This is a genomic window from Halorussus aquaticus (genome assembly GCF_024218795.1).
Lineage (GTDB): Archaea > Halobacteriota > Halobacteria > Halobacteriales > Haladaptataceae > Halorussus > Halorussus aquaticus.
On record NZ_CP100400.1, the window covers coordinates 2756509 to 2773910 of the forward strand.

General features: G+C 66.8%; 24 protein-coding genes. 17 read left to right on the forward strand and 7 right to left on the reverse strand.

Going from position 1 to position 17402, the window contains the following annotated elements:
- Positions 1 to 22 precede the first annotated feature (22 nt).
- Positions 23 to 1372 carry a bifunctional metallophosphatase/5'-nucleotidase gene (locus NGM06_RS14190; protein ID WP_254267589.1) on the forward strand — a complete coding sequence of 450 codons (1350 nt, stop codon included), beginning with the start codon at positions 23 to 25 and terminating at the stop codon, positions 1370 to 1372.
- Between the two features lie 51 nt (positions 1373 to 1423).
- On the opposite strand, the gene NGM06_RS14195 is transcribed toward NGM06_RS14190, so the two are convergent.
- On the reverse strand, positions 1424 to 1618 hold the full coding sequence (locus tag NGM06_RS14195; RefSeq protein ID WP_254267590.1) for a hypothetical protein: 195 nt from the start codon (positions 1616 to 1618) through the stop codon (positions 1424 to 1426).
- A 92-nt stretch (positions 1619 to 1710) separates the two neighbouring features.
- Here NGM06_RS14195 and NGM06_RS14200 point away from each other — a divergent pair, with 92 nt between their 5' ends.
- Positions 1711 to 1914, forward strand: a complete 204-nt coding sequence (locus NGM06_RS14200) for a hypothetical protein (protein WP_254267591.1) — start codon at positions 1711 to 1713, stop codon at positions 1912 to 1914.
- Between the two features lie 17 nt (positions 1915 to 1931).
- Here NGM06_RS14200 and NGM06_RS14205 read toward each other — a convergent pair whose 3' ends face one another.
- The gene (locus tag NGM06_RS14205) at positions 1932 to 2573 is read right to left on the reverse strand and encodes a helix-turn-helix domain-containing protein (RefSeq protein WP_254267592.1); all 642 of its coding nucleotides are present in this window, start codon (positions 2571 to 2573) and stop codon (positions 1932 to 1934) included.
- 327 nt (positions 2574 to 2900) lie between these two features.
- Here NGM06_RS14205 and paaA point away from each other — a divergent pair, with 327 nt between their 5' ends.
- The 6 genes from paaA to NGM06_RS14235 all read left to right on the forward strand — a co-directional run bounded on the left by paaA (position 2901) and on the right by NGM06_RS14235 (position 6238).
- On the forward strand, positions 2901 to 3842 hold the full coding sequence (gene paaA / locus NGM06_RS14210; protein ID WP_254267593.1) for a 1,2-phenylacetyl-CoA epoxidase subunit PaaA: 942 nt from the start codon (positions 2901 to 2903) through the stop codon (positions 3840 to 3842).
- Positions 3843 to 3844: 2 nt separating this feature from the next.
- A complete protein-coding gene (gene paaB / locus NGM06_RS14215) occupies positions 3845 to 4180 on the forward strand; it encodes a 1,2-phenylacetyl-CoA epoxidase subunit PaaB (RefSeq protein WP_254267594.1) in 336 nt (111 codons plus the stop codon).
- Complete coding sequence (gene paaC / locus NGM06_RS14220) at positions 4180 to 5019, forward strand: 1,2-phenylacetyl-CoA epoxidase subunit PaaC (RefSeq protein ID WP_254267595.1); 840 nt, start codon at positions 4180 to 4182, stop codon at positions 5017 to 5019. The genes paaB and paaC overlap by 1 nt, the downstream gene beginning before the upstream one ends.
- An 80-nt stretch (positions 5020 to 5099) precedes the next feature.
- A complete protein-coding gene (gene paaD / locus NGM06_RS14225; RefSeq protein ID WP_368410490.1) occupies positions 5100 to 5549 on the forward strand; it encodes a 1,2-phenylacetyl-CoA epoxidase subunit PaaD in 450 nt (149 codons plus the stop codon).
- Positions 5550 to 5551: 2 nt separating this feature from the next.
- Positions 5552 to 5719, forward strand: a complete 168-nt coding sequence (paaE, locus tag NGM06_RS14230; protein WP_205427413.1) for a 1,2-phenylacetyl-CoA epoxidase subunit PaaE — start codon at positions 5552 to 5554, stop codon at positions 5717 to 5719.
- Positions 5720 to 6031: 312 nt separating this feature from the next.
- A complete protein-coding gene (locus tag NGM06_RS14235; protein ID WP_163521806.1) occupies positions 6032 to 6238 on the forward strand; it encodes a DUF2196 domain-containing protein in 207 nt (68 codons plus the stop codon).
- On the opposite strand, the gene NGM06_RS14240 is transcribed toward NGM06_RS14235, so the two are convergent.
- Complete coding sequence (locus tag NGM06_RS14240; RefSeq protein ID WP_368410491.1) at positions 6235 to 6627, reverse strand: methylated-DNA--[protein]-cysteine S-methyltransferase; 393 nt, start codon at positions 6625 to 6627, stop codon at positions 6235 to 6237. The two genes, NGM06_RS14235 and NGM06_RS14240, sit on opposite strands and share 4 nt — an antisense overlap.
- A 149-nt stretch (positions 6628 to 6776) precedes the next feature.
- On the opposite strand from NGM06_RS14240, the gene NGM06_RS14245 reads away from it, so the two are divergent.
- A complete protein-coding gene (locus NGM06_RS14245) occupies positions 6777 to 7541 on the forward strand; it encodes an enoyl-CoA hydratase/isomerase family protein (protein WP_254267598.1) in 765 nt (254 codons plus the stop codon).
- 58 nt (positions 7542 to 7599) lie between these two features.
- Here NGM06_RS14245 and NGM06_RS14250 read toward each other — a convergent pair whose 3' ends face one another.
- On the reverse strand, positions 7600 to 7965 hold the full coding sequence (locus NGM06_RS14250; RefSeq protein ID WP_254267599.1) for a DUF8064 family membrane protein: 366 nt from the start codon (positions 7963 to 7965) through the stop codon (positions 7600 to 7602).
- 87 nt (positions 7966 to 8052) lie between these two features.
- Between NGM06_RS14250 and NGM06_RS14255 the strand changes: the two genes are divergently transcribed.
- Together NGM06_RS14255 and NGM06_RS14260 are read left to right on the forward strand one after the other, a co-directional pair.
- On the forward strand, positions 8053 to 8451 hold the full coding sequence (locus NGM06_RS14255) for a DUF8062 family protein (RefSeq protein ID WP_254267600.1): 399 nt from the start codon (positions 8053 to 8055) through the stop codon (positions 8449 to 8451).
- A 104-nt stretch (positions 8452 to 8555) separates the two neighbouring features.
- The gene (locus tag NGM06_RS14260) at positions 8556 to 8876 is read left to right on the forward strand and encodes a hypothetical protein (protein ID WP_254267601.1); all 321 of its coding nucleotides are present in this window, start codon (positions 8556 to 8558) and stop codon (positions 8874 to 8876) included.
- Positions 8877 to 8898: 22 nt separating this feature from the next.
- On the opposite strand, the gene NGM06_RS14265 is transcribed toward NGM06_RS14260, so the two are convergent.
- A complete protein-coding gene (locus tag NGM06_RS14265) occupies positions 8899 to 9780 on the reverse strand; it encodes an amidohydrolase family protein (RefSeq protein ID WP_254267602.1) in 882 nt (293 codons plus the stop codon).
- Positions 9781 to 9951: 171 nt separating this feature from the next.
- Between NGM06_RS14265 and NGM06_RS14270 the strand changes: the two genes are divergently transcribed.
- Positions 9952 to 10263 (forward strand): hypothetical protein, encoded by a 312-nt coding sequence (locus tag NGM06_RS14270; RefSeq protein ID WP_254267603.1) that lies wholly within the window; start codon positions 9952 to 9954, stop codon positions 10261 to 10263.
- Between the two features lie 9 nt (positions 10264 to 10272).
- Here NGM06_RS14270 and NGM06_RS14275 read toward each other — a convergent pair whose 3' ends face one another.
- Complete coding sequence (locus NGM06_RS14275; RefSeq protein ID WP_254267604.1) at positions 10273 to 10731, reverse strand: MaoC/PaaZ C-terminal domain-containing protein; 459 nt, start codon at positions 10729 to 10731, stop codon at positions 10273 to 10275.
- Between the two features lie 239 nt (positions 10732 to 10970).
- On the opposite strand from NGM06_RS14275, the gene paaI reads away from it, so the two are divergent.
- The 3 genes from paaI (at position 10971) to NGM06_RS14290 (ending at position 13135) form a co-directional block, all read left to right on the forward strand.
- Positions 10971 to 11372 (forward strand): hydroxyphenylacetyl-CoA thioesterase PaaI, encoded by a 402-nt coding sequence (gene paaI / locus NGM06_RS14280; protein WP_254267605.1) that lies wholly within the window; start codon positions 10971 to 10973, stop codon positions 11370 to 11372.
- A 90-nt stretch (positions 11373 to 11462) separates the two neighbouring features.
- Positions 11463 to 11675, forward strand: coding sequence for a hypothetical protein (locus tag NGM06_RS14285; RefSeq protein WP_254267606.1), 213 nt, complete (start codon positions 11463 to 11465; stop codon positions 11673 to 11675).
- Positions 11676 to 11776: 101 nt separating this feature from the next.
- Positions 11777 to 13135, forward strand: coding sequence for a DUF8130 domain-containing protein (locus NGM06_RS14290; protein ID WP_254267607.1), 1359 nt, complete (start codon positions 11777 to 11779; stop codon positions 13133 to 13135).
- Positions 13136 to 13174: 39 nt separating this feature from the next.
- Here the strand turns inward: NGM06_RS14290 and paaK are convergent, their stop codons facing one another.
- Positions 13175 to 14470, reverse strand: a complete 1296-nt coding sequence (gene paaK, locus NGM06_RS14295) for a phenylacetate--CoA ligase PaaK (RefSeq protein WP_254267608.1) — start codon at positions 14468 to 14470, stop codon at positions 13175 to 13177.
- A 268-nt stretch (positions 14471 to 14738) separates the two neighbouring features.
- On the opposite strand from paaK, the gene NGM06_RS14300 reads away from it, so the two are divergent.
- Together NGM06_RS14300 and NGM06_RS14305 are read left to right on the forward strand one after the other, a co-directional pair.
- Positions 14739 to 15917, forward strand: coding sequence for a thiolase domain-containing protein (locus NGM06_RS14300; RefSeq protein ID WP_254267609.1), 1179 nt, complete (start codon positions 14739 to 14741; stop codon positions 15915 to 15917).
- Positions 15914 to 17386, forward strand: coding sequence for an OB-fold domain-containing protein (locus NGM06_RS14305; RefSeq protein ID WP_254267610.1), 1473 nt, complete (start codon positions 15914 to 15916; stop codon positions 17384 to 17386). Before NGM06_RS14300 ends, NGM06_RS14305 begins: the two co-directional genes overlap by 4 nt.
- Positions 17387 to 17402 lie beyond the last annotated feature (16 nt).

Below are 17402 nucleotides of genomic sequence, written 5' to 3' on the forward strand. Positions count from 1 at the left end.
CGAACGGGAACGTCTCTGACTGATGCGACTCCTCCACTACTCCGACGTAGAGAACGTCTACGACCGTCCCGAGCGCGCGGGCCGCCTCGCCGGATGCGTCGCCGCCAGACGCGACGCCGAGACGGTCGTGGTCGGCACCGGCGACGACATCGGGCCGGGCGTCCTCCCGATGGTCGAAGACGGCGCGCAGGCGCTCGACTTCTTCGAGGCGCTGGACGCCGACGTGCAGACGTTCGGCAACCACGACTTCGACTACGGTCTCGACGCGACTCGCTCCGTCGTCCGCGAGTCGCCCCAGACGTGGGTCAGCGCGAACGTCCGCGAGGACGGCGACCCCTTCGCCGCGGACGCCGGTGTCGTCCCCGTGACCGTCGTCGAGCGCGACGGTCGCCGGGTCGGCTTCGTCGGCGTGAGCGAACCTGAATCGTCGATTCCGGACTCGCTGACCGTCGCCGACCCCGCGAGCGCGGTCCGCGAGCGGGCGGCCGAACTCCGCGCGGAGGGGGTCGAGCGGGTCGTCGCGCTCGCGCACGTCCACGACGAGCGCCTGACCGCTCTCGCGCGGGCGGCCGAACTCGACGCGATTCTGGCCGGACACGTCCACGGCGAGCGCCGCGACCGAATCGACGACACGCTGGTCGTCCGGCCGTGCGCGAACGGCCGAGTCGTCTGGGAGGTCGAACTGGGCGACGAGGTCCGCGCGACTCGCCGGGAGGTCGAACGGTTCCCGTGCGCGGAGCAGGTCGCCGACCGCCTGCGGACGCGGATGGCCGAGACGGGCCTCTCGGCGGTCCTCGACTCAGTGGACGACCCCATCGAGCGCGACCGGCGGGCGTGCTTCGCGGGCGAACAGCGTGTCTCGAACTTCCTCGCGGACGCGTACCGCTGGGCGGGCGACGCCGACGTGGGCTACTACGACACCGGGATGCTCCGGAGCGGCCCGCCGCTGTCCGGCGAGGTGACGGTCGCGGACGTGATGGGACTGGCACCGTTCGCCGCCGACCTCTGCGTGGTGAGCGTCTCGGGCGCGGCGCTCCGCGAACTGGCCGAGGCGACCGTCGTCACCGACGAGCGCGCGGCCTGGATTGCGGACGACGAGGCGTGGTGGGGCCAGTTCGCCGGGATGTCGGTCGTCTGGAACCGCGACGGACGTGCGGTCCGTGAAGTCAGAGTCGGCGGTGACTCCCTCGACCCCGAGGCGGAGTACGCGCTCGCCACGAACGAGTACGTGGTCGAGACCGACGAGTTCCCGGGCGTCACCCGCGCCGACGTGACCGAAGTCGTCGGCGTTCAGTACGACGCGCTGGTGGAGTACGCGCGGGAATCGGGAGTCGAGGCGTCGCTGGACGGTCGAATCACTGTCGAGAGGTGAGAGACATTCGTATCCTCCCTTTGGACAGGTATACCGTTTTTATAGGACGCTCTAGCGGCCTTTAGCACTACTATCTGTTTCTTTAGTGAACCGGAGGAGGGCGTCGAACGCGAGCAGAAGCGCCGCGCCGCCGCCGACGAAGACGCCGACGGTGCCGCCGTTCTGGAACACGAGGACGGCGAGCAGGAACGCGACGAGTTCGAGCAGGCGAGGGACGTCGGTGAGCGTGAGGTCTGAGTCGGCCATCGTTCGGACATTTTGTTCAGATTACAATTTTACTTCGGTTCGGACCCACCTGTTTAGAAACCTACTTTCCGTCAGGTCGAGAGCACTCGCATATGGACGACGCCCTCCGGAAGCGCCTCGACGCTATTATCGTCTTGCTGGTCGTCGTTGCCGTCCTGCTCGCGCTGACGCTGATTTCCGTCGGCGGCGGTGGGTTGTTCGTGCTCGCCCTGCTCCTCGGTTTCGTGGCCGTGACAGTCACCTATTCGATTCTGGCGGGCGACGGGGAACCAATCGGTCCCGCGGACGAGGGGTGAGACCGTCCACGGACCGCCTACCCGAAGACCTGCGCGAACAGCGTCGCCTGTCCGCGGTGCAGACGCTCCAGGAACGCCGACTTGCTGATTCCCAACTCGTCGGCGACGTCGCTCGCGGTCGCGCCCCGCGGCACCTCGAAGTAGCCCATCTCCAGCGCGGTTCGGAGCGCGGCCTCTTGGGCGGGCGTCACGTCCCATCGCTGCGCGACCGCGTCGTCGTCCTCGCTCCCGAGCGGAGAGACGCGTTCGAGGGAGACGCCCACGGTTTCGGCGGCCGCCGCGAGGACGCCCTGTAACACGTCGTGACCCACGACCGCACCGGTGTGGCGCTCGGTCCCCGCACGGTACTGGAGCGTCTCGGCCATGAACCCCGCGTCGGTCAGTTCGTGGACGACGCAGGGGTGTTTCGAGAGACACCGGAAGTTGGTCGCGCCGTCGGTCCGGGAGGTGTGGAGGTACCGAATTCGCTCGTCGGCGTCGAGGACGGCGGCGAGGTCGTCGGCCGCGTCGCCTGCGGAGAATCGGAGGAGCGCGTTGTCGTCGCGCCGGAGTTGCGGCGGCCGGGCATCGACGGTGACTCCCGTCTCGCGGGACGCGTCGGCGAGGGGGCAGTCGTCGCCGGTCACGCTGAACTCCACGACGAGGCACTCGTCTATCAATCTCGGACACCCCTCGAATCGACGGTTCGCCGAGACACGGACGACCGTCGGTGAAGAGGGGCAAGAAAGCGCCCGGTCGCTCGCGGTCGCTGGCCGACATATCGGCGCTCTCCACACTGCCCGCGCCAAAAGGGGTCACTCGTCGGCCAGCGGTCGGACTCTCCTCCCGACGGAGGGCCGTATTTTCCCCAAGTCAGGCAGTTGGCCGGGCGTCCGCGGACGGCGGTCGGCCCGTCGGTCATGCGAGATATTTGTCCGGCCGAGTACTTAAAGCCGCTACATGGACGGGTCAATCGGTATGTCAGTATAGATTGTAGATGATTGTATATGGACATCGAACAGGTGAAAGAGCGCGCCGGGCCGCGGGAGTTCAGTCCGAAGGACGACCTCCCGGAGAAGTACCGGAAGGCCGCGACTCGGATGATTCAGTTCCACGCGAACAGCGAGATAATGGGGGCGTACCTCGAACGGCCCTTCATCCGGCAGGCCCCGAGCCTCGACCGGAAACTCGCGTTCTCGGCGAAGGTACAGGACGAAATCGGTCACGGACAACTGCTCTACCGGGCCGCCGAGTCGCTCGGCGTCAAGACCCGCGAGCAGATGCTCGACGAGTTGGCGAACGGGGAGGGGAAGTTCCTCAACTGCTTCCACTACCCGATGGAGTCGTGGGTCGAGACGCCCATGATAGCCTTCTTCGTGGACGGCGCGGCGATGCGCCGACAGGCCACGCTCAAGCAGAGTAGCTGGGAACCCTACGCCCACGCGATGGACAAGGTGTGCTTCGAGGAGGGGTTCCACGTCAAGCACGGCGAGGCCATCCTCTACGAACTCATGACCGGGTCGAAGGCCGAACAGGAGAAGACCCAAGCGGCCTTCGAGACGTGGTGGCCCCGCATCATCCAGTTCTTCGGACCGACCGACGACAAGTCCACCCACCACGACTTCTCGGCCGACGTGGGCCTGAAGACGATGACCAACGACGAGTTGCGCAACGCCTTCCTCAGCGCGTACGTGCCGAAGGCCGAGAAGTACGGACTGGAGATTCCCGACGAACCCCGCATCCGCGAGAACGGCGACGGCACCTACGAGGTCGTAGAAGACGACCTCGACTGGGAGGAGTTCTTCACCATCGCCAAGAACGACTCCGAGGGGAGCCACGAGCAGATCGGTAAGCGGCGTCGCACGCAGGAGGCCGTCGAGTGGGTCCGGAACAGCTTGGACGACTGGGAAGCGAAGGGCGCGGGCCAGACCCCGCAGGCGGCCGACTAACCATGATTTGGGAAGTGTTCCGACAGGAGCAGTCCGGCGACTACCACACTCACTGCGGGAACGTCCACGCGCCCGACCGCGAGATGGCGCTCATGTTCGCCGAGGTTCAGCACGGGCGGCGCAAGCCGACCAACAGCCTCTGGGTCGTTCCCCAGAGGGAAATCGGCGAAGTGGACACGGAGGAGGCCAACTTCGGCGGCACGACCGACAAGTCCTACCGCTGGGCGCAGTCGTACAGTTTCGAGGCCGCGGCCGAGGAGGTCGCGGACTCCGAGAGCGAGCAGGTGCAGGCCGAGGCCGAGCGCCGACAGGCGCAGACCGAGGGAGGTGACGACTGATGACGACCGCCGAGCGACTGCCCGGTCCCGACGACCTCTCCGACGAGGAGCGCGAGGCGGTCGAGACCCTGTTGTTCCGCCTCGCAGACGACGAGTTCGTCCTCGCCGAGCGCTACACCGAGTGGCAGGTCCGCGCGCCGACGCTCGAATCCGACCTCGCGCTGGCCAACATCGCGCAGGACGAACTCGGCCACGCCCGCCTCTGGTACGACCTATTGCAGGACTTCGGTCCGGACGAACCCGACCTGATATGGGAGCGCCCCGCCGACGAGTGGCGACACGGCACGATGGTCGAACTCCCGTTCGAGGAGGGCGACTGGGCCGACCCCGTCCTTCGGTCGTACCTCTACGACGTGGCCGAGGAGATTCGCCTCGAAGCCCTCGTCGATTCGTCCTACTCTCGCATCCGCGACCGCGTGGGCAAGATTCAGGGCGAAGAGGACTACCACCGCGAACACGCCGAGAACTGGCTCGAACGACTCACCGAAGACGAAACGGGCCGCGAGCGCGTCCAGCGGGCGCTCGACCGACTGTTCCCCTACGCCCTGACGATTTTCGAGCCAGCCGACGAGGAGGTCGAGGGGCGCATCGACGAGTTGGGTCTCCGAACCGAATCGCTCGCGGACATGCGCGAAGCGTGGCTCGACACCGTGGTCCCGTACCTCGACGGCCTCGGTCTCGACGCGGACGCGGACGCCGACCTCCCCGACGAAATCGGGCGCGATAAGTCCCACACCGACGACTGGAACGACCTCCGCGAGGAGTTCACCGCGACCTACCGCGAACTCGACCGACACGAGGCGACTCGCATCATGGAGGACCCCGACGAGGTGGCCTGACCGTGTCGAGTGAACTGCCCTACGACCCCGAGATTCCGGACCTCCGGGAGAAGGACCCGGAGGACCTCGACGCCGCCGAGATTCCCGGAACAGGCGACGTCCCCGGATTCGACGACGACTGCGCCGACCCGGCGCTCTGCGCGTACACCGAGTACGTCGAGGGCGAGGAAGTCGAGGACCTCCCGGCGACCGGAGAGGGCGCGGAGGGAATCGAAGCAGACGTGTGGGACGCGCTCTACGGCGTGGAGGACCCCGAGATGCCCGTCTCCATCGTGGACCTCGGGCTGATATACGGCGTCGAAGTGACCGAACGGGAAGACGTCGGATTCCACGCCGAGGTGCTGATGACCCTGACCTACTCCGGGTGTCCGGCGCGGGACATGCTGACCGACGAGGTAGAGCGGTCCGTGGTGGGCGTCGAAGGCGTCGAGTCCGTGGACCTGCGACTCGTCTGGAGTCCGGAGTGGTCCGTCGAGATGGTGACCGAACGGGGGAAGGCCGACCTGAACGAGTTCGGCCTGAGCATCTGACCGTGCGACGACCCGACCCGAGCGTGGACACGTCCGGCGACGAGACTGGGGCCGAGTGCCCCTACTGCGACTCGACCGACACCGAGCGCGAGCATCCGAAGGGACCGTCGCTCTGCCGGTCGATGCACTACTGCAACGACTGTGAACAACCGTTCGAGAAGTTCGAGTAATCGAAGTTCAAATCCGTTTTCATGTCTGCGTAACTGACACGATTCGGTTACGCATTCATGTGGCGGTGTCCGTCGGACGGTATCGAAAGTGGAGGATGGAACTCGACGACCCGAGGACCGCGCGGATGGTGAGAGCGCGGACATCGGATGACAGGCGAGGACGGGCGGCTCGGTCGTAGACCGGAGTCACGGCGCAACCGCGTTTTACGCGTCTGGTAGTACCCGCTTAGTAATTATGGCCGAAACCTAAGAAATAAGCCCTGACAGTTCCGGGCCGTCATCTTCTTACTCGACTCGCCCCCAGTTGGGCGTATGTCCGCAGACCGACCGGCGGAGAGCGAACTCCGTCGCGGCATGACCGTCGAAATCGAACAGTCGAACGCCGACAACGCCGCGGACGCCGACCCGATTCGAGGGGAGATTCAGACCATCATCGACGAGGGGGAGAGTCCGCAGGGAGTGAAGGTCAAACTCCAGTCGGGCATCACGGGGTACGTGACGCAGGTCGTCACCGACTAATCGCCAGCGTTGCGTTCGTGTTCGATGAGTCGGCGCTTGAGCGCAGGCCCGTCACCCGCCGAGTAGCCGCCGAGCGACTCCGCGCCGACGACGCGGTGGCAGGGGACGACCAACGGAACCGGATTCTTCCCGCAGGCCTGTCCGACGGCGACGGGCGCGGTATCGAGCGCGTCGGCGAGTTCCCCGTACGTCCGGGTCTCGCCGTACGGAATCGCCCGCATCTCGGCCATCACGTCGCCCACGAACCCGTCCGGCAGGGCCACCGATACGTCGAAGGTCCGCCGGTCGCCCGCGACGTACTCGCCGACCTGCGCGCGGAGTTCGGCCTCCGATACCGCGACGCGACCGGCGTCCAGTTCGACGGTTCGGCCGAACACTCCGACGTTCATCGGTCGGTGAACGTCGGGCGGGGTCTTTGCGGTTTCGGTCGCTCTGGCGCGACCGATTCGGTCCGGTTTCGACACGCAGTTCTCGTGGTAGCCTCGACGCCGCGACGTCGGTGGAGTACCCTTATCGTGGTGGCGCGGGAGGGTCCGGTATGAAGATTTCAGACGACGATGGTATCAGGACCGTCACGTTCGACCGCCCCGAGGTCATGAACGCCTTCACCCCGGAACTCGCCGAGGAGTTGGCCGAGGTGTTCGCCGAGGCCGACTCCGACGACCTCGACGCCGTCGTGCTGACGGGCGAAGGAGGGGCGTTCAGCGCGGGCGGCGACATCCAGTCGATGGCCGACCGCGAGAAAACGACCGACGAGTACTACGACCACGTCACCGAGACGTTCGGTCGTCTCGTGGAAGCGGCCCTCTCGGCCGCGGTCCCCATCGTCGCCAAGGTCAACGGCGACGCCGTCGGCGCGGGACTGGCGGTCGCGGCGGTCAGCGACTTCGCGTACGCCGCAGAGTCCGCGACCTTCAGTTGCGCCTTCGTTCGAGTGGGCCTGATACCGGACACGGGCGGGAGTTTCCTGCTCCCGCGCCTCGTGGGACTCCGGACCGCCAAGCGCCTCGCGTTCACCGGCGAGTTCTTCGGGGCCGAGGAGGCGGCCGAGATGGGACTGATAAACGAGGTCGCGGCCGAGGACGAACTCGACGCGGCGGTCGAGGACCTGCTGGACACCCTGCGAGAGCGCCCGACGAGAACCATCGGTCTCGCCAAGCGCGCCATCCACGAGAACATGGGCCGAGAGTGGCGGGAGGCCCTAGACTACGAGAACATGGTCCAGTCGCAGGCCTCCGCCACGCCCGAACACGAGGAAGGCGTCGCGGCGTTCTTGGAGGGACGAGACCCCGAGTTCGAGTGAACCGGCGACGCCGTCCACGAACCGTCGTCACTCCCGCGATGCCGTCCACGAACCGTCGTCACTCTCGACACCTGATTCGACCGTACGTCGTCCCGTGGCGGTAGTTGTACGACTCGACGACGACGCCGAGCAGTCCGGCGGCGACGAGGAGTAACCCGAGGACGGACGGGTCGCTATCGCCGAGATAAAGCGCGAGACCCCAGACGAGGAGGACGGCGTTCTCCGTGACGTTCCACGCGGCGTGGTGCCGGACTCGTCGGAAGGCACTCGCGACGAAGAAGACGACTCCCGTAGCGACGAGTACCAGCGACGACGGTCTGAGGTCGCCGTCTATCGCAGCGGCCACCAGCAGCGCCGCTAAGACCACTGCCACCGACAAGCGACCGACCGACAGGCCCCGTGAGCGGAGAGCGTCGAGTGCCACATCGGAACGTGTTTTCCGGATAACAAGTACGTTTTCGTTCCGTTCTCGGTGACGACACTCAAATGGCTGGCCTCGCTACGGTGAACCGTGTCCGACCGAAACGACTGGGACCCGACCGACGAACTGCCGACCGGCGACGACTCGACCGGCGAGGAGTTCGACGCCCCGACTATCAGTTGCCAGCGCTGCGACCGGACGTGGGACCTCTCGACGGAGTTCGAGGATTTGGGCGTCGGCAATCACGCCGTCGAACAGTTCGCGCTCGACCACGAGCGCCACACCGGCCACTTCCCGGACGACGTGTCCACGTGGCGCGCGACGTGTCGCAACTGCACGGAGGTCGTCGAGCGACTCGCCCGCGACGCCGCGACGCGATGGGCCGAAACTCACGTCCGCCACACGCGTCACGCGGTCGAACTCCGCCACGCCGGAAGCGACGAGACGACGCTCTTTGGCGACGACGACTCCGGGTCTCGCACGGAATAAGGCAACTCAATTTCCAAATGTGTTCAGGATAAAATTTATATACGGTGGGTATCTATCCCAGTCGGCGGCAGCGTCACTACGTGCCGCCGGAGAAGGTGATTCCAATGAAAACGGCACACAAACTCCTACTCGCATCGGTTGTACTACTCGCTGGACTCGCCACGGCAGCGTCGGCGGCTACCGCCGCCGCGCCGAGTACAGTGGACGACTCGATTACCACCGACGCACCGGTCACGGCAGACCTGAACGTCGAGTGTTCCGCTAGCCCCAAGAAGGAGTGTCTCGGGTCGGTGACGGTGACTCCGGAAGGGTGTCCGCTCTGTCCGAGAGCCGAGGAGCCGATTACGGCCGACTCCTCCGTCACGAACGACGGTGTGGACACGCAGGACTGTAACGAACTGACGGACCCGGCCTGCCTGGAGTAACCCTCGGTTTCTCACTATTTTCTTACAAACCGAGGAACTCCTCGGCGTTCTCCCAGAGAATCTTGCGCTGGACCGCCTCCGGGAAGTCGAGTTCCGCGAACTGCTCCAGCCACGGCGCGGGGTCTATCATCGGGTAGTCGGTGCCGAACATCACCTTGTCCTGTAGCAGGGTCTTCGCGTAGTGGAGGACTTGGTCGTCGATGTACCGGGGCATCCACCCCGAGAGGTCCATGTAGACGTTGCCCTTCTGCTGGCAGATGGCGAGTTGCTCCTTCTCCCACGGGAACGCCGGGTGCGCGAGCAGAATCTGGAGGTCGGGGTACTCCGCGGCCACGTCGTCTATCAGCATCGGATTCCCGTACTTTATCTTGAGACCGCGCCCGCCCGGTGCGCCTGCGCCGAGCGTGGAGTTGCCGCCGTGGAAGACGACCGGGACGCCGAGGTCCTCGATGGTGGCCCAGAGGTCGTCGTGTTCGGGGTCGCTCGGGTCGAACCCCTGCGCTATCTGCTGGAACTTGAATCCCGAGAGGTCGAGGTCCTTCACGGCGCGTTCGGCCTCCTCGACGCAGTCGTCTTTCAGAGGGTCCACGCTGGCGAACCCGACGAAGAAGTCGTCGTACTCGTCGCGGACCTCCGCCACGTAGTCGTTCGGCACGGGCGGGTTCCCTGTGTTGGTCTCGGCGTCCCACCCGAGCAGGATGGCCCTGCCGATGCCGCACTCGTGGTACTCCGCGACGAGGTTGTCGTAGGTGTCGGTCTCCATCTCCGCGCCGAACTTCTTCGCGGCGTCTTCCATCATCTGGCCGCCTGCCTTTTCGAGGAACTCCTCGGTCGGTTGGTGACAGTGGGTGTCGATGATGGGATAGTCGTCCTCGTGGTCGGCGACGACGTCGAGTTTCGGCATGGGAAGGTGTTCGCGGAGTGTCGTGAAAAATCGTTGGGGGGAGGCGAGTCTCCGGGAGTACCCCGGTGGCCGTTCGGTCAGAGAAAAACGGATAGCAGACAGCCGGATACGTATCAGGACGCGGAGTTTTATATAGAGCGGCCGTAATCGAGTTATACGTTATCGGTACTCATGAAACGGCGCGACCGCGTACCACCGACCGAAGCCAGAACGGCCTCGGAACTCGTGGAACGACTGTTCGATATTACGGCAGACGACGAGGTCACTGCCCGCGTCGGCGGGACGCTGATTCGGGGCAGACCGTCGCGCATCGACCGCGACGAGGCCGGAATCCGCGTCGAAATCTGTCCGTACGACGGCGACGACCCGCAGTACCGCCTCTCTGCGACTCGCACCCCGACAGGATGGTGCGAACCGCGCGCCCATCGACGTCTGCTCGACGGCGAGTGGAACGAGTACGGGCGACTGACAGACCTAGAGTAACGTCGGGAACTACTCCTTCTTGATGAGGAACTTCATGTCGCCCTCGAAGACGACCGTGTCCTCCTGATTCGTCATCGTCGTGTCGATGACGACCAACCCGGCGTCGTCCCGACTCGAAATGTGCTTGGTCTCGACGACTTCCATGTCCAGCGAGATGGTGTCGTCCATGTGGACCGGGTTCGGGATGTCCATGTAGTTCATCCCGAGGAAGGCAAGCACGGTCCGCTCCAGAATCCCGGTGCGGTAGACGAACCCCGTCGCCAGCACGAACGTCATCGGGCCGTGGGCCACGCGCTCGCCGAACTCCTCGCCCTCGGCGTACTCCTTGTTGGTGTGGAGTTCGGTCCAGTCGCCCGCGAACGCCGAGTGCATCACGAAGTCGTACTCGGTGACAGTCCGGCCGACGCTCTCGAACGTCTGGCCCTCCTCGAAGTCCTCGAAGTGGTGCGGCGTGTAACTGTAGGGCATACGTCCGACTTCGCTCGGAGACGATAAAATTCTATGGTATAATTGATGAACGAGAGAGGGGGCCGACCCCAGAAGTGTGAGTCGGAAGCGCCTGCGGTAATCTAGCAGTCGGACGTACCGGACGGAGTTACCGCGAGTCCCACTCGATTCTCCGCTTCCCGAGAGTGACGATAGAGTGGGTTTCGAGTTCCGGAACGGCGCGACTCGGGTTATAAGTGTCCGTCGCGCGAACCCCCTGCATGACCGAGGTGTCCGACGACCGACGCGAGACCATCGAGTCCGACCCGTTCTGCGAGAAACTCGGCATCGAACTCGCCGCCCTCGGCCCCGGAAACGCGCGCACCGAACTCACCGTCACCGACGACCTGCTGAACTTCCACGGGACGCCCCACGGCGGGGTCGTCTACTCGCTCGCGGACGCCGCGTTCGCCGCCGCGTCGAACAGCGAGTGCGACACCGCGCTGGCGATGGAGACCAACATCTCCTACTTCGAGGCCGTCGAAGTCGGGGAGACGCTGACCGCAGACGCCGACCGTCTCCACCGGCGGGGTCGGACGGCCTCCTACCGGGTCGCCGTCACCGACGAGAGCGGCGACGAAATCGCCACCTTCCGCGGCCGAGTCTACCATCCAGACGAGTAGTGAGAGTAGCGCGTGTAACACGGTGACACTCGAAACCGGTAACTTTCTTGTCCTTTCCGACCCATCGTTCGAACGCGGACGGGTGATAGCATGGACAGGAGAGCAGTACTCGGTAAATCCAAAGCCGAACTCGTCATGGCGCGAGTCGGACAGGCGATGGCCGCGAGCTACCTCCTCTTGCTCCTGCCGGTTCTGCCGGTCGTGGTCGCGTACGTCGCCCTTCGAAAACTGGTGGCGCTCTTCACCAGCGGGTCCGGGGAGCGACGACAGTACGAGCCACAGATTGGCACGCAGTCGTCCTGACGGGCCGCGTGTCCGCCGGTCGGGCCGGGTCCCGGACGCGACGACCCGCGAGACGACTTCAATTCCTGCATGCTTTTGAACCGCGAGTGTCATCCATCGGTATGCAACGCCGCCCGTTCCTCCGCCTCGCGGTCGGTGCGGCCGCGACGGTCGCCGGATGCCTCGGCGCGTCCGACGCGTTAGCGGGACGGACCGACGCGACCGCTTCGGACGCCGCGACCCGGATGGCGGCCGCGGAGGGTCCGTCGGACGACCCGGCGCTCTCGGTCTCGGGCGTCGAGACGTTCGACTACGTCGTCCGCCTGAACGACCTCGGCGACGACCCGACCGGCGCGGTCACTCCCGCCGCCGACCTGAGCGACCGGGAGCGCGCCGTCCTTCGGTCGGCCGTCGCCGGGACACACCGGACCCGCGACCCGCCGGAGTGGCTCCGTCGGTTCGCCAGTTCGACCTCGTTCGTCGAGCGCGACGGGACCTACCTCCGCCTCGACGACACCTTCCCGACCCATCGAGTCACCGCCGAGACGGTCGCGCCGAGCGACGTGACCGGCGACGTCGCCACCTACGAGGAGTACGAGCGGGCGGTCACCCGCGAGGACTACGTCGCCAGCGGCCTCCTCCGTATCGCCCGCGAGGAGGGCATCGAACTGAGCTACGTCTGGCCGTCGCTCGCGGCGTTCTTCGACGCCTACGACGCCGCCCGGTACCACGGCGACGTCGTCTCGTTCTCGGTCGAAGTCACCGATTCCGGTCCCCCGTACGAACTCTCGGCGACCGAGGTTCCGGTCTCGGTGGCGGTCGGCGGACCGGTCTGGAACGCCGACGCGGCCCGCGAGCGGACCCGCGAACTCCTCCGGCGCGCCGGACGGACCCGCGGCGGGTACGGGTTCGACCGCGCGCCCGCGGGCCTGCTCGACGAACTCCGGACCCACGAGTACGTCCGCCTCGACGACACCTTCTACACGTCCGTCGTCGAGAAACACGGCCCGGTTCCGGTCTCGGTGTCGGCCCGAGTCGAGAACGGTCGCCTCCACCTCGCGCTCGACAACGAGGGTGACACCGCGCTCACGCTCTCCGGCGGCGCGCCCCGCCCCTTCGGCGTCGTCAGGTGCCGTCCGGCCGACTCGGCGAATCGTTCGTCCGGCCCGACCGACCGCGCCGACTCGCCGGACGCTTCGACCGACCACCTGCTCTGGACCGACGCCTACGCCGCCAGCGACTACGTTCGGACCGAGGACCGCGACGTTCGGTTGGTCGAGGAGGTCGCACTGACCACCACCGTCGAACCCGGCGCGACGGTGAGCGAGACGTACGCGGTCCCGGCGGCCCTTCCGCCGGGCGAGTACGCCGTCGAGGGGTCGCTCGGCGTACGGGAGACACGCGGCCAGCGAAGCGCCGAGAAGTCGAGTCGGACCCGGCGTTCGACTGTCCGGTATCGAGTCTCGTTCGCCGTCGCGTAGAGCAGGTCTGACGATATCGAGCGGACCCGTCGGGCCTCTCTACGCCTCGCCCCGGTGGTCGAACACGCGCTTGACCTTCCCGACCTCGGTGCGCTCGACGACGCCCGGCCCGACGACCTCTAACTCGTCGGGCTTGACCTCCAGCGTCTCTTCGAGTTTCCGGCGGATTCGGCGCTCCAGTTCGTCGTGGGTCCCCTCGTAGTCCTCGTGGTACTCCACGGTGAGTTCCATCGCGTCGAGGCTTCCCCGCCGGTAGAGGTCGATGCGGTAGTGGGGCGCGACGTCCTCGATGTCCACCAGCACTTCCTCGATTTGGCTCGGGTAGACGTTGACCCCGCGGACGATGATGAGGTCGTCGGTCCGGCCGGTGACGTTGTCCATCCGGGCGACGGTGCGACCGCAGTCGCACTCCTCGTAGGTCAGCGAGGTCATGTCGCCGGTCCGATACCGCAGGACCGGCAGGGCCTCCTTCGTCAGGGTCGTCAGGACGAGTTCGCCCTCCTCGCCCTCGGGCAGGGGTTCGCCGGTTCCGGGGTCCACGACTTCGGGGAGGAAGTGGTCCTCCCAGACGTGGAGACCGTTCTGCACCGCCTCGCACTCGATGGAGACGCCCGGACCGATGATTTCGGAGAGACCGTACACGTCCACCGCGGTCACGTCGAGGGCCTCCTCGATTTCGTCGCGCATGGGGTCGGTGAACGGTTCCGCGCCGATGACCACCGTCGAGAGCGGCAGTTCTCGGGGGTCGATGCCGCGCTCCTCGGCGGCCTCCGCGAGGTAGAGGCAGTACGACGGGGTGCAGGCCAGCACGTCGCTCTCTAAATCTCGGAGCATGTCCAACTGTCGCGAGGTGTTACCCCCGCCGGTCGGAACGACGCAGGCCCCGAGTTCCTCGACGCCGTCGTGGAACCCGAGTCCGCCGGTGAACAGTCCGTAGCCGTAGGCGTTCTGGACGACCTGCTCCGGTCGGACGCCCGCGGCGTACAGCGACCGAGCCATCACTTCCCGCCAGACGCCGAGGTCCCCGTCGGTGTAGCTCACGATTTTGGGCTTGCCGGTGGTGCCCGAGGAAGCGTGAATCCGGCGCACGTCTCCGTGTTCGACCGCGAACAGGCCGTCGGGGTACTCGTCCCGGAAGTCCTCCTTGGTCGTGAACGGCAGCTTCGAAACGTCCTCGACGCCCTCGATGTCGTCCGGCGAGACGCCCGCTTCGTCGAGCGCCTCCCGGTAGAAGTCCACGTTCTCGTAGGCGTACGCCACGGTCTCGGCGAGTCGCTCGTCCTGCAGGTCCCGAAGGTCGTCGCGTGAGGTGGTCTCGACGTCGTTGTAGACCATGTCAGATAATAGTTCGCAAGAAACCGACTAAACTGTTTGGTCGATAAGGGGTCGCTCGCTCCGATCCATTTAAGAGTAAACGATACCGCGTTTTTATGCGAGGTCCGTGAATTACCCTCATACGCACTATCCGAGAACACGATAGTGCTTCGGGGACTCAGAGAACCCAGCACCCCTTTCCCACCCCCTCGATTCTGCGGAGGTTCGGAACGGTGCCAGAGAATCCCACGGCGGCAACTATTTCCACCGAGACCGTCACGTGTTACCCATGCGCGACGCCTATCTCGTCGGTGCGGCCCAGACCGACTTCGGGTCGTTCCCCGACGAAAGCTACCGGTCGCTGTTCGCCAGTGCGTTCGAGGCGGCCCGCGGGTCTGTCCCCGCGGGCATGGACTCCGACGCCGTGGACGAGGCGGTCGTCGGCACCCTCGGCGTTGGGGGCCGCCAGTTGGGTCTCTCCGGACCGGCCGCCACCGAACACGTCGGTCTCCACGGCATCCCGACCACGCGAGTCGAGAACGCCTGCGCCGCCTCCGGATACGCCGTCCGGCAGGCCGTGCAGGCGGTGCGGTCCGGGATGGCCGACGTGGTGCTGGCGGGCGGGGTCGAAATCATGACCGACACGTCCGGCGACGCGACGAAGTACTGGCTCGGCGTCTCGGGAGAGACCGAGTGGGAACGGCTCTCCGGCACGACGTTCGCGGGCGTCTACGCCCAGATGGCCGACGCCCACATGGCCGAGTACGGGACGACCAGCGAGCAACTCTCGCACGTCGCGGTCAAGAACCACCGCAACGGCGCGAAGAACCCCCACGCCCAGTTGGGCTTCGAGTGCTCGCTGGAGGACGCCGAGAACGCCCAGACCGTCGCCGACCCGCTGACGCTCTACCACTGCTGTCCGACGACCGACGGGGCCGCAGTCGCCCTGATTGCCAGCGAGGACGCGGTGGCAGAGTACACCGACGACCCCATCCGAATCGCGGGCGTCGGCGCGGCGAGCGACGCCGTAGGCCTGTTTCAGCGCGACAGCTACACCGGCATCGAGGCCTCCCGGCGCGCCGCGGAGAAAGCCTACCGGCGCGCCGAAATCGCCCCCGAGGACCTCGACTTCGCGGAAGTCCACGACTGCTTCTCCATCGCCGAGATTCTGGCCTACGAGGATTTGGGCTTCTGCGAACCCGGCGAAGGCGGTAAGCTGGTCGAATCCGGCGCGACTGCGCTCGGCGGCGACCTACCGGTCAACACCTCGGGCGGACTCAAATCGAAGGGTCACCCCATCGGCGCGACCGGCGCGGGACAGGTCGCGGAGGCGTTCGAGCAACTCTCCGGCGACGCCGGCGACCGGCAGGTCGAGGGCGCGGCCCGAGGCCTGACCCACAACGTCGGCGGGAGCGGCGGGGCCGCGGTGGTTCACGTCTTCGAGAAGGAGCAGGAGGTGGGGCGATGACGACCGACCCCGGAATCGAAGCCGTCGGCGCGTACGCGCCGCGATTCCGCGTCTCTGCCGAAGTGTTCGAAGAGGCGTGGGGCCAGTTCCACGCCGCGGGTGTCGAATCGAAGGCGGTCCCCGACGCCGACGAGGACGCCCTGACGATGGGCTACGAGGCCGCCGCGCGGGCGCTCGACGCGGCAGACCGTTCGGGCGCGGACGTGGCGTTCCTCGCGTTCGCCTCGACCACACCCCCGCTGGCCGAGGAGGACCTGACCGCGCGCCTCGGCGGGATGCTCTCGGTCCCGGGCGCGGCCACGCGCCACGTCTTCACCGGAAGCACGCGGGCCGGGACGCGGGCGCTCGACGCCGCGCTCTCGGCCGGACCGTGGGAGAACGGAGCCACAGACGACGAGGATGAATCGGTCGGTCTGGTCGTGGCCGCGGACTGTCCGCGGGGCGACCCCGACAGCACCGAGGACCACGCCGCAGGAGCGGGCGCGGCCGGATTCGTCCTCTCCGGGTCGGGCAACGCGGCGGTCCGGCGGCGCGCCGAGTACGCCACCGAGTACCCCGGGACTCGCTTCCGCCGTTCGGGGTCCCAGTCCGTCGAAGGACTCGGCGCGACCGGGTACGAGCGACAGGCGTTCACCGAGACGCTGGCGGGAGCGGTCGAGCAGTTGGCTGTCCACGGGAGCGAAATCGACGCGGCGGCAGTCCAAGCGCCGAACGGAAAACTACCGTACCGCGCGGCGGGGGCGCTCGGCGTCGATACCGAGGCGATTCAGCGGTGCGCGACGGTCCACGAGTTGGGCGACACGGCCGCCGCGAGCGTCCCGCTCGGACTCGCGTCGGCGCTCGCGGCGGGAGCCGAGCGGATTCTGGCCGCGTCGTTCGGCAGCGGCGCGGGCGCTGACGCCCTGCTGGTCGAGCACGACGGGACCGGCGGCGTCGCCGCGAACACGGCGCTCGACGACGCCGAGGCGGTCAGCTACGCCGAGTACCTCCGCAAGCGCGGGGAACTCACGACGGGACCGCCAGAGGGCGGCGGTGCGTACGTCAGCGTGCCGTCGTGGCGGCGGACGCTCGACCAGCGTCACCGCCTGCTCGCGGGCCGGTGCCCGGAGTGCGGGAGTCTGAACTTCCCGCCGGAAGGTGCCTGTAATTCCTGTAAGATTCTCGTGGAGGAGTACGACGAAGTCGAACTCACCGGCGAGGGCACCGTGGAGGCCGCAACGGTCATCTCGCAGGGCGGCGCACCCCCGGAGTTCGCCGAGCAGCAGGCTCAGTCGGGGGACTTCGCCGTGGCCGTGGTTGCCTTGGAGGGACCGGAGGACAGTTCCGCGAGCGTCCCGGCACAGGTCGTGGCCGCGGAGCCTGAGACCGTCGAGATTGGCGACGCCGTGGAGACGACGATGCGCCGCATCTACACGCAGGAAGGGGTGACACGGTACGGGTTCAAAGTCCGTCCGCAGGGAACGAACTGACCGTCGAGATTCGAGC

Bases quoted from the DNA above. Each gene is read 5' to 3' on its own strand.
- NGM06_RS14245 (WP_254267598.1), top strand. From the start codon at position 6,777: ATGAAGATTTCAGACGACGATGGTATCAGGACCGTCACGTTCGACCGC.
- NGM06_RS14260 (WP_254267601.1), top strand. From the start codon at position 8,556: ATGAAAACGGCACACAAACTCCTACTCGCATCGGTTGTACTACTCGCT.
- NGM06_RS14300 (WP_254267609.1), top strand. From the start codon at position 14,739: ATGCGCGACGCCTATCTCGTCGGTGCGGCCCAGACCGACTTCGGGTCG.
- paaI (WP_254267605.1), top strand. From the start codon at position 10,971: ATGACCGAGGTGTCCGACGACCGACGCGAGACCATCGAGTCCGACCCG.
- NGM06_RS14275 (WP_254267604.1), bottom strand. From the start codon at position 10,731: ATGCCCTACAGTTACACGCCGCACCACTTCGAGGACTTCGAGGAGGGC.
- NGM06_RS14270 (WP_254267603.1), top strand. From the start codon at position 9,952: ATGAAACGGCGCGACCGCGTACCACCGACCGAAGCCAGAACGGCCTCG.
- NGM06_RS14195 (WP_254267590.1), bottom strand. From the start codon at position 1,618: ATGGCCGACTCAGACCTCACGCTCACCGACGTCCCTCGCCTGCTCGAA.
- NGM06_RS14290 (WP_254267607.1), top strand. From the start codon at position 11,777: ATGCAACGCCGCCCGTTCCTCCGCCTCGCGGTCGGTGCGGCCGCGACG.
- paaK (WP_254267608.1), bottom strand. From the start codon at position 14,470: ATGGTCTACAACGACGTCGAGACCACCTCACGCGACGACCTTCGGGAC.
- paaA (WP_254267593.1), top strand. From the start codon at position 2,901: ATGGACATCGAACAGGTGAAAGAGCGCGCCGGGCCGCGGGAGTTCAGT.
- NGM06_RS14265 (WP_254267602.1), bottom strand. From the start codon at position 9,780: ATGCCGAAACTCGACGTCGTCGCCGACCACGAGGACGACTATCCCATC.
- NGM06_RS14240 (WP_368410491.1), bottom strand. From the start codon at position 6,627: ATGAACGTCGGAGTGTTCGGCCGAACCGTCGAACTGGACGCCGGTCGC.
- NGM06_RS14200 (WP_254267591.1), top strand. From the start codon at position 1,711: ATGGACGACGCCCTCCGGAAGCGCCTCGACGCTATTATCGTCTTGCTG.
- NGM06_RS14235 (WP_163521806.1), top strand. From the start codon at position 6,032: ATGTCCGCAGACCGACCGGCGGAGAGCGAACTCCGTCGCGGCATGACC.
- paaC (WP_254267595.1), top strand. From the start codon at position 4,180: ATGACGACCGCCGAGCGACTGCCCGGTCCCGACGACCTCTCCGACGAG.
- paaB (WP_254267594.1), top strand. From the start codon at position 3,845: ATGATTTGGGAAGTGTTCCGACAGGAGCAGTCCGGCGACTACCACACT.
- NGM06_RS14305 (WP_254267610.1), top strand. From the start codon at position 15,914: ATGACGACCGACCCCGGAATCGAAGCCGTCGGCGCGTACGCGCCGCGA.
- NGM06_RS14190 (WP_254267589.1), top strand. From the start codon at position 23: ATGCGACTCCTCCACTACTCCGACGTAGAGAACGTCTACGACCGTCCC.
- NGM06_RS14285 (WP_254267606.1), top strand. From the start codon at position 11,463: ATGGACAGGAGAGCAGTACTCGGTAAATCCAAAGCCGAACTCGTCATG.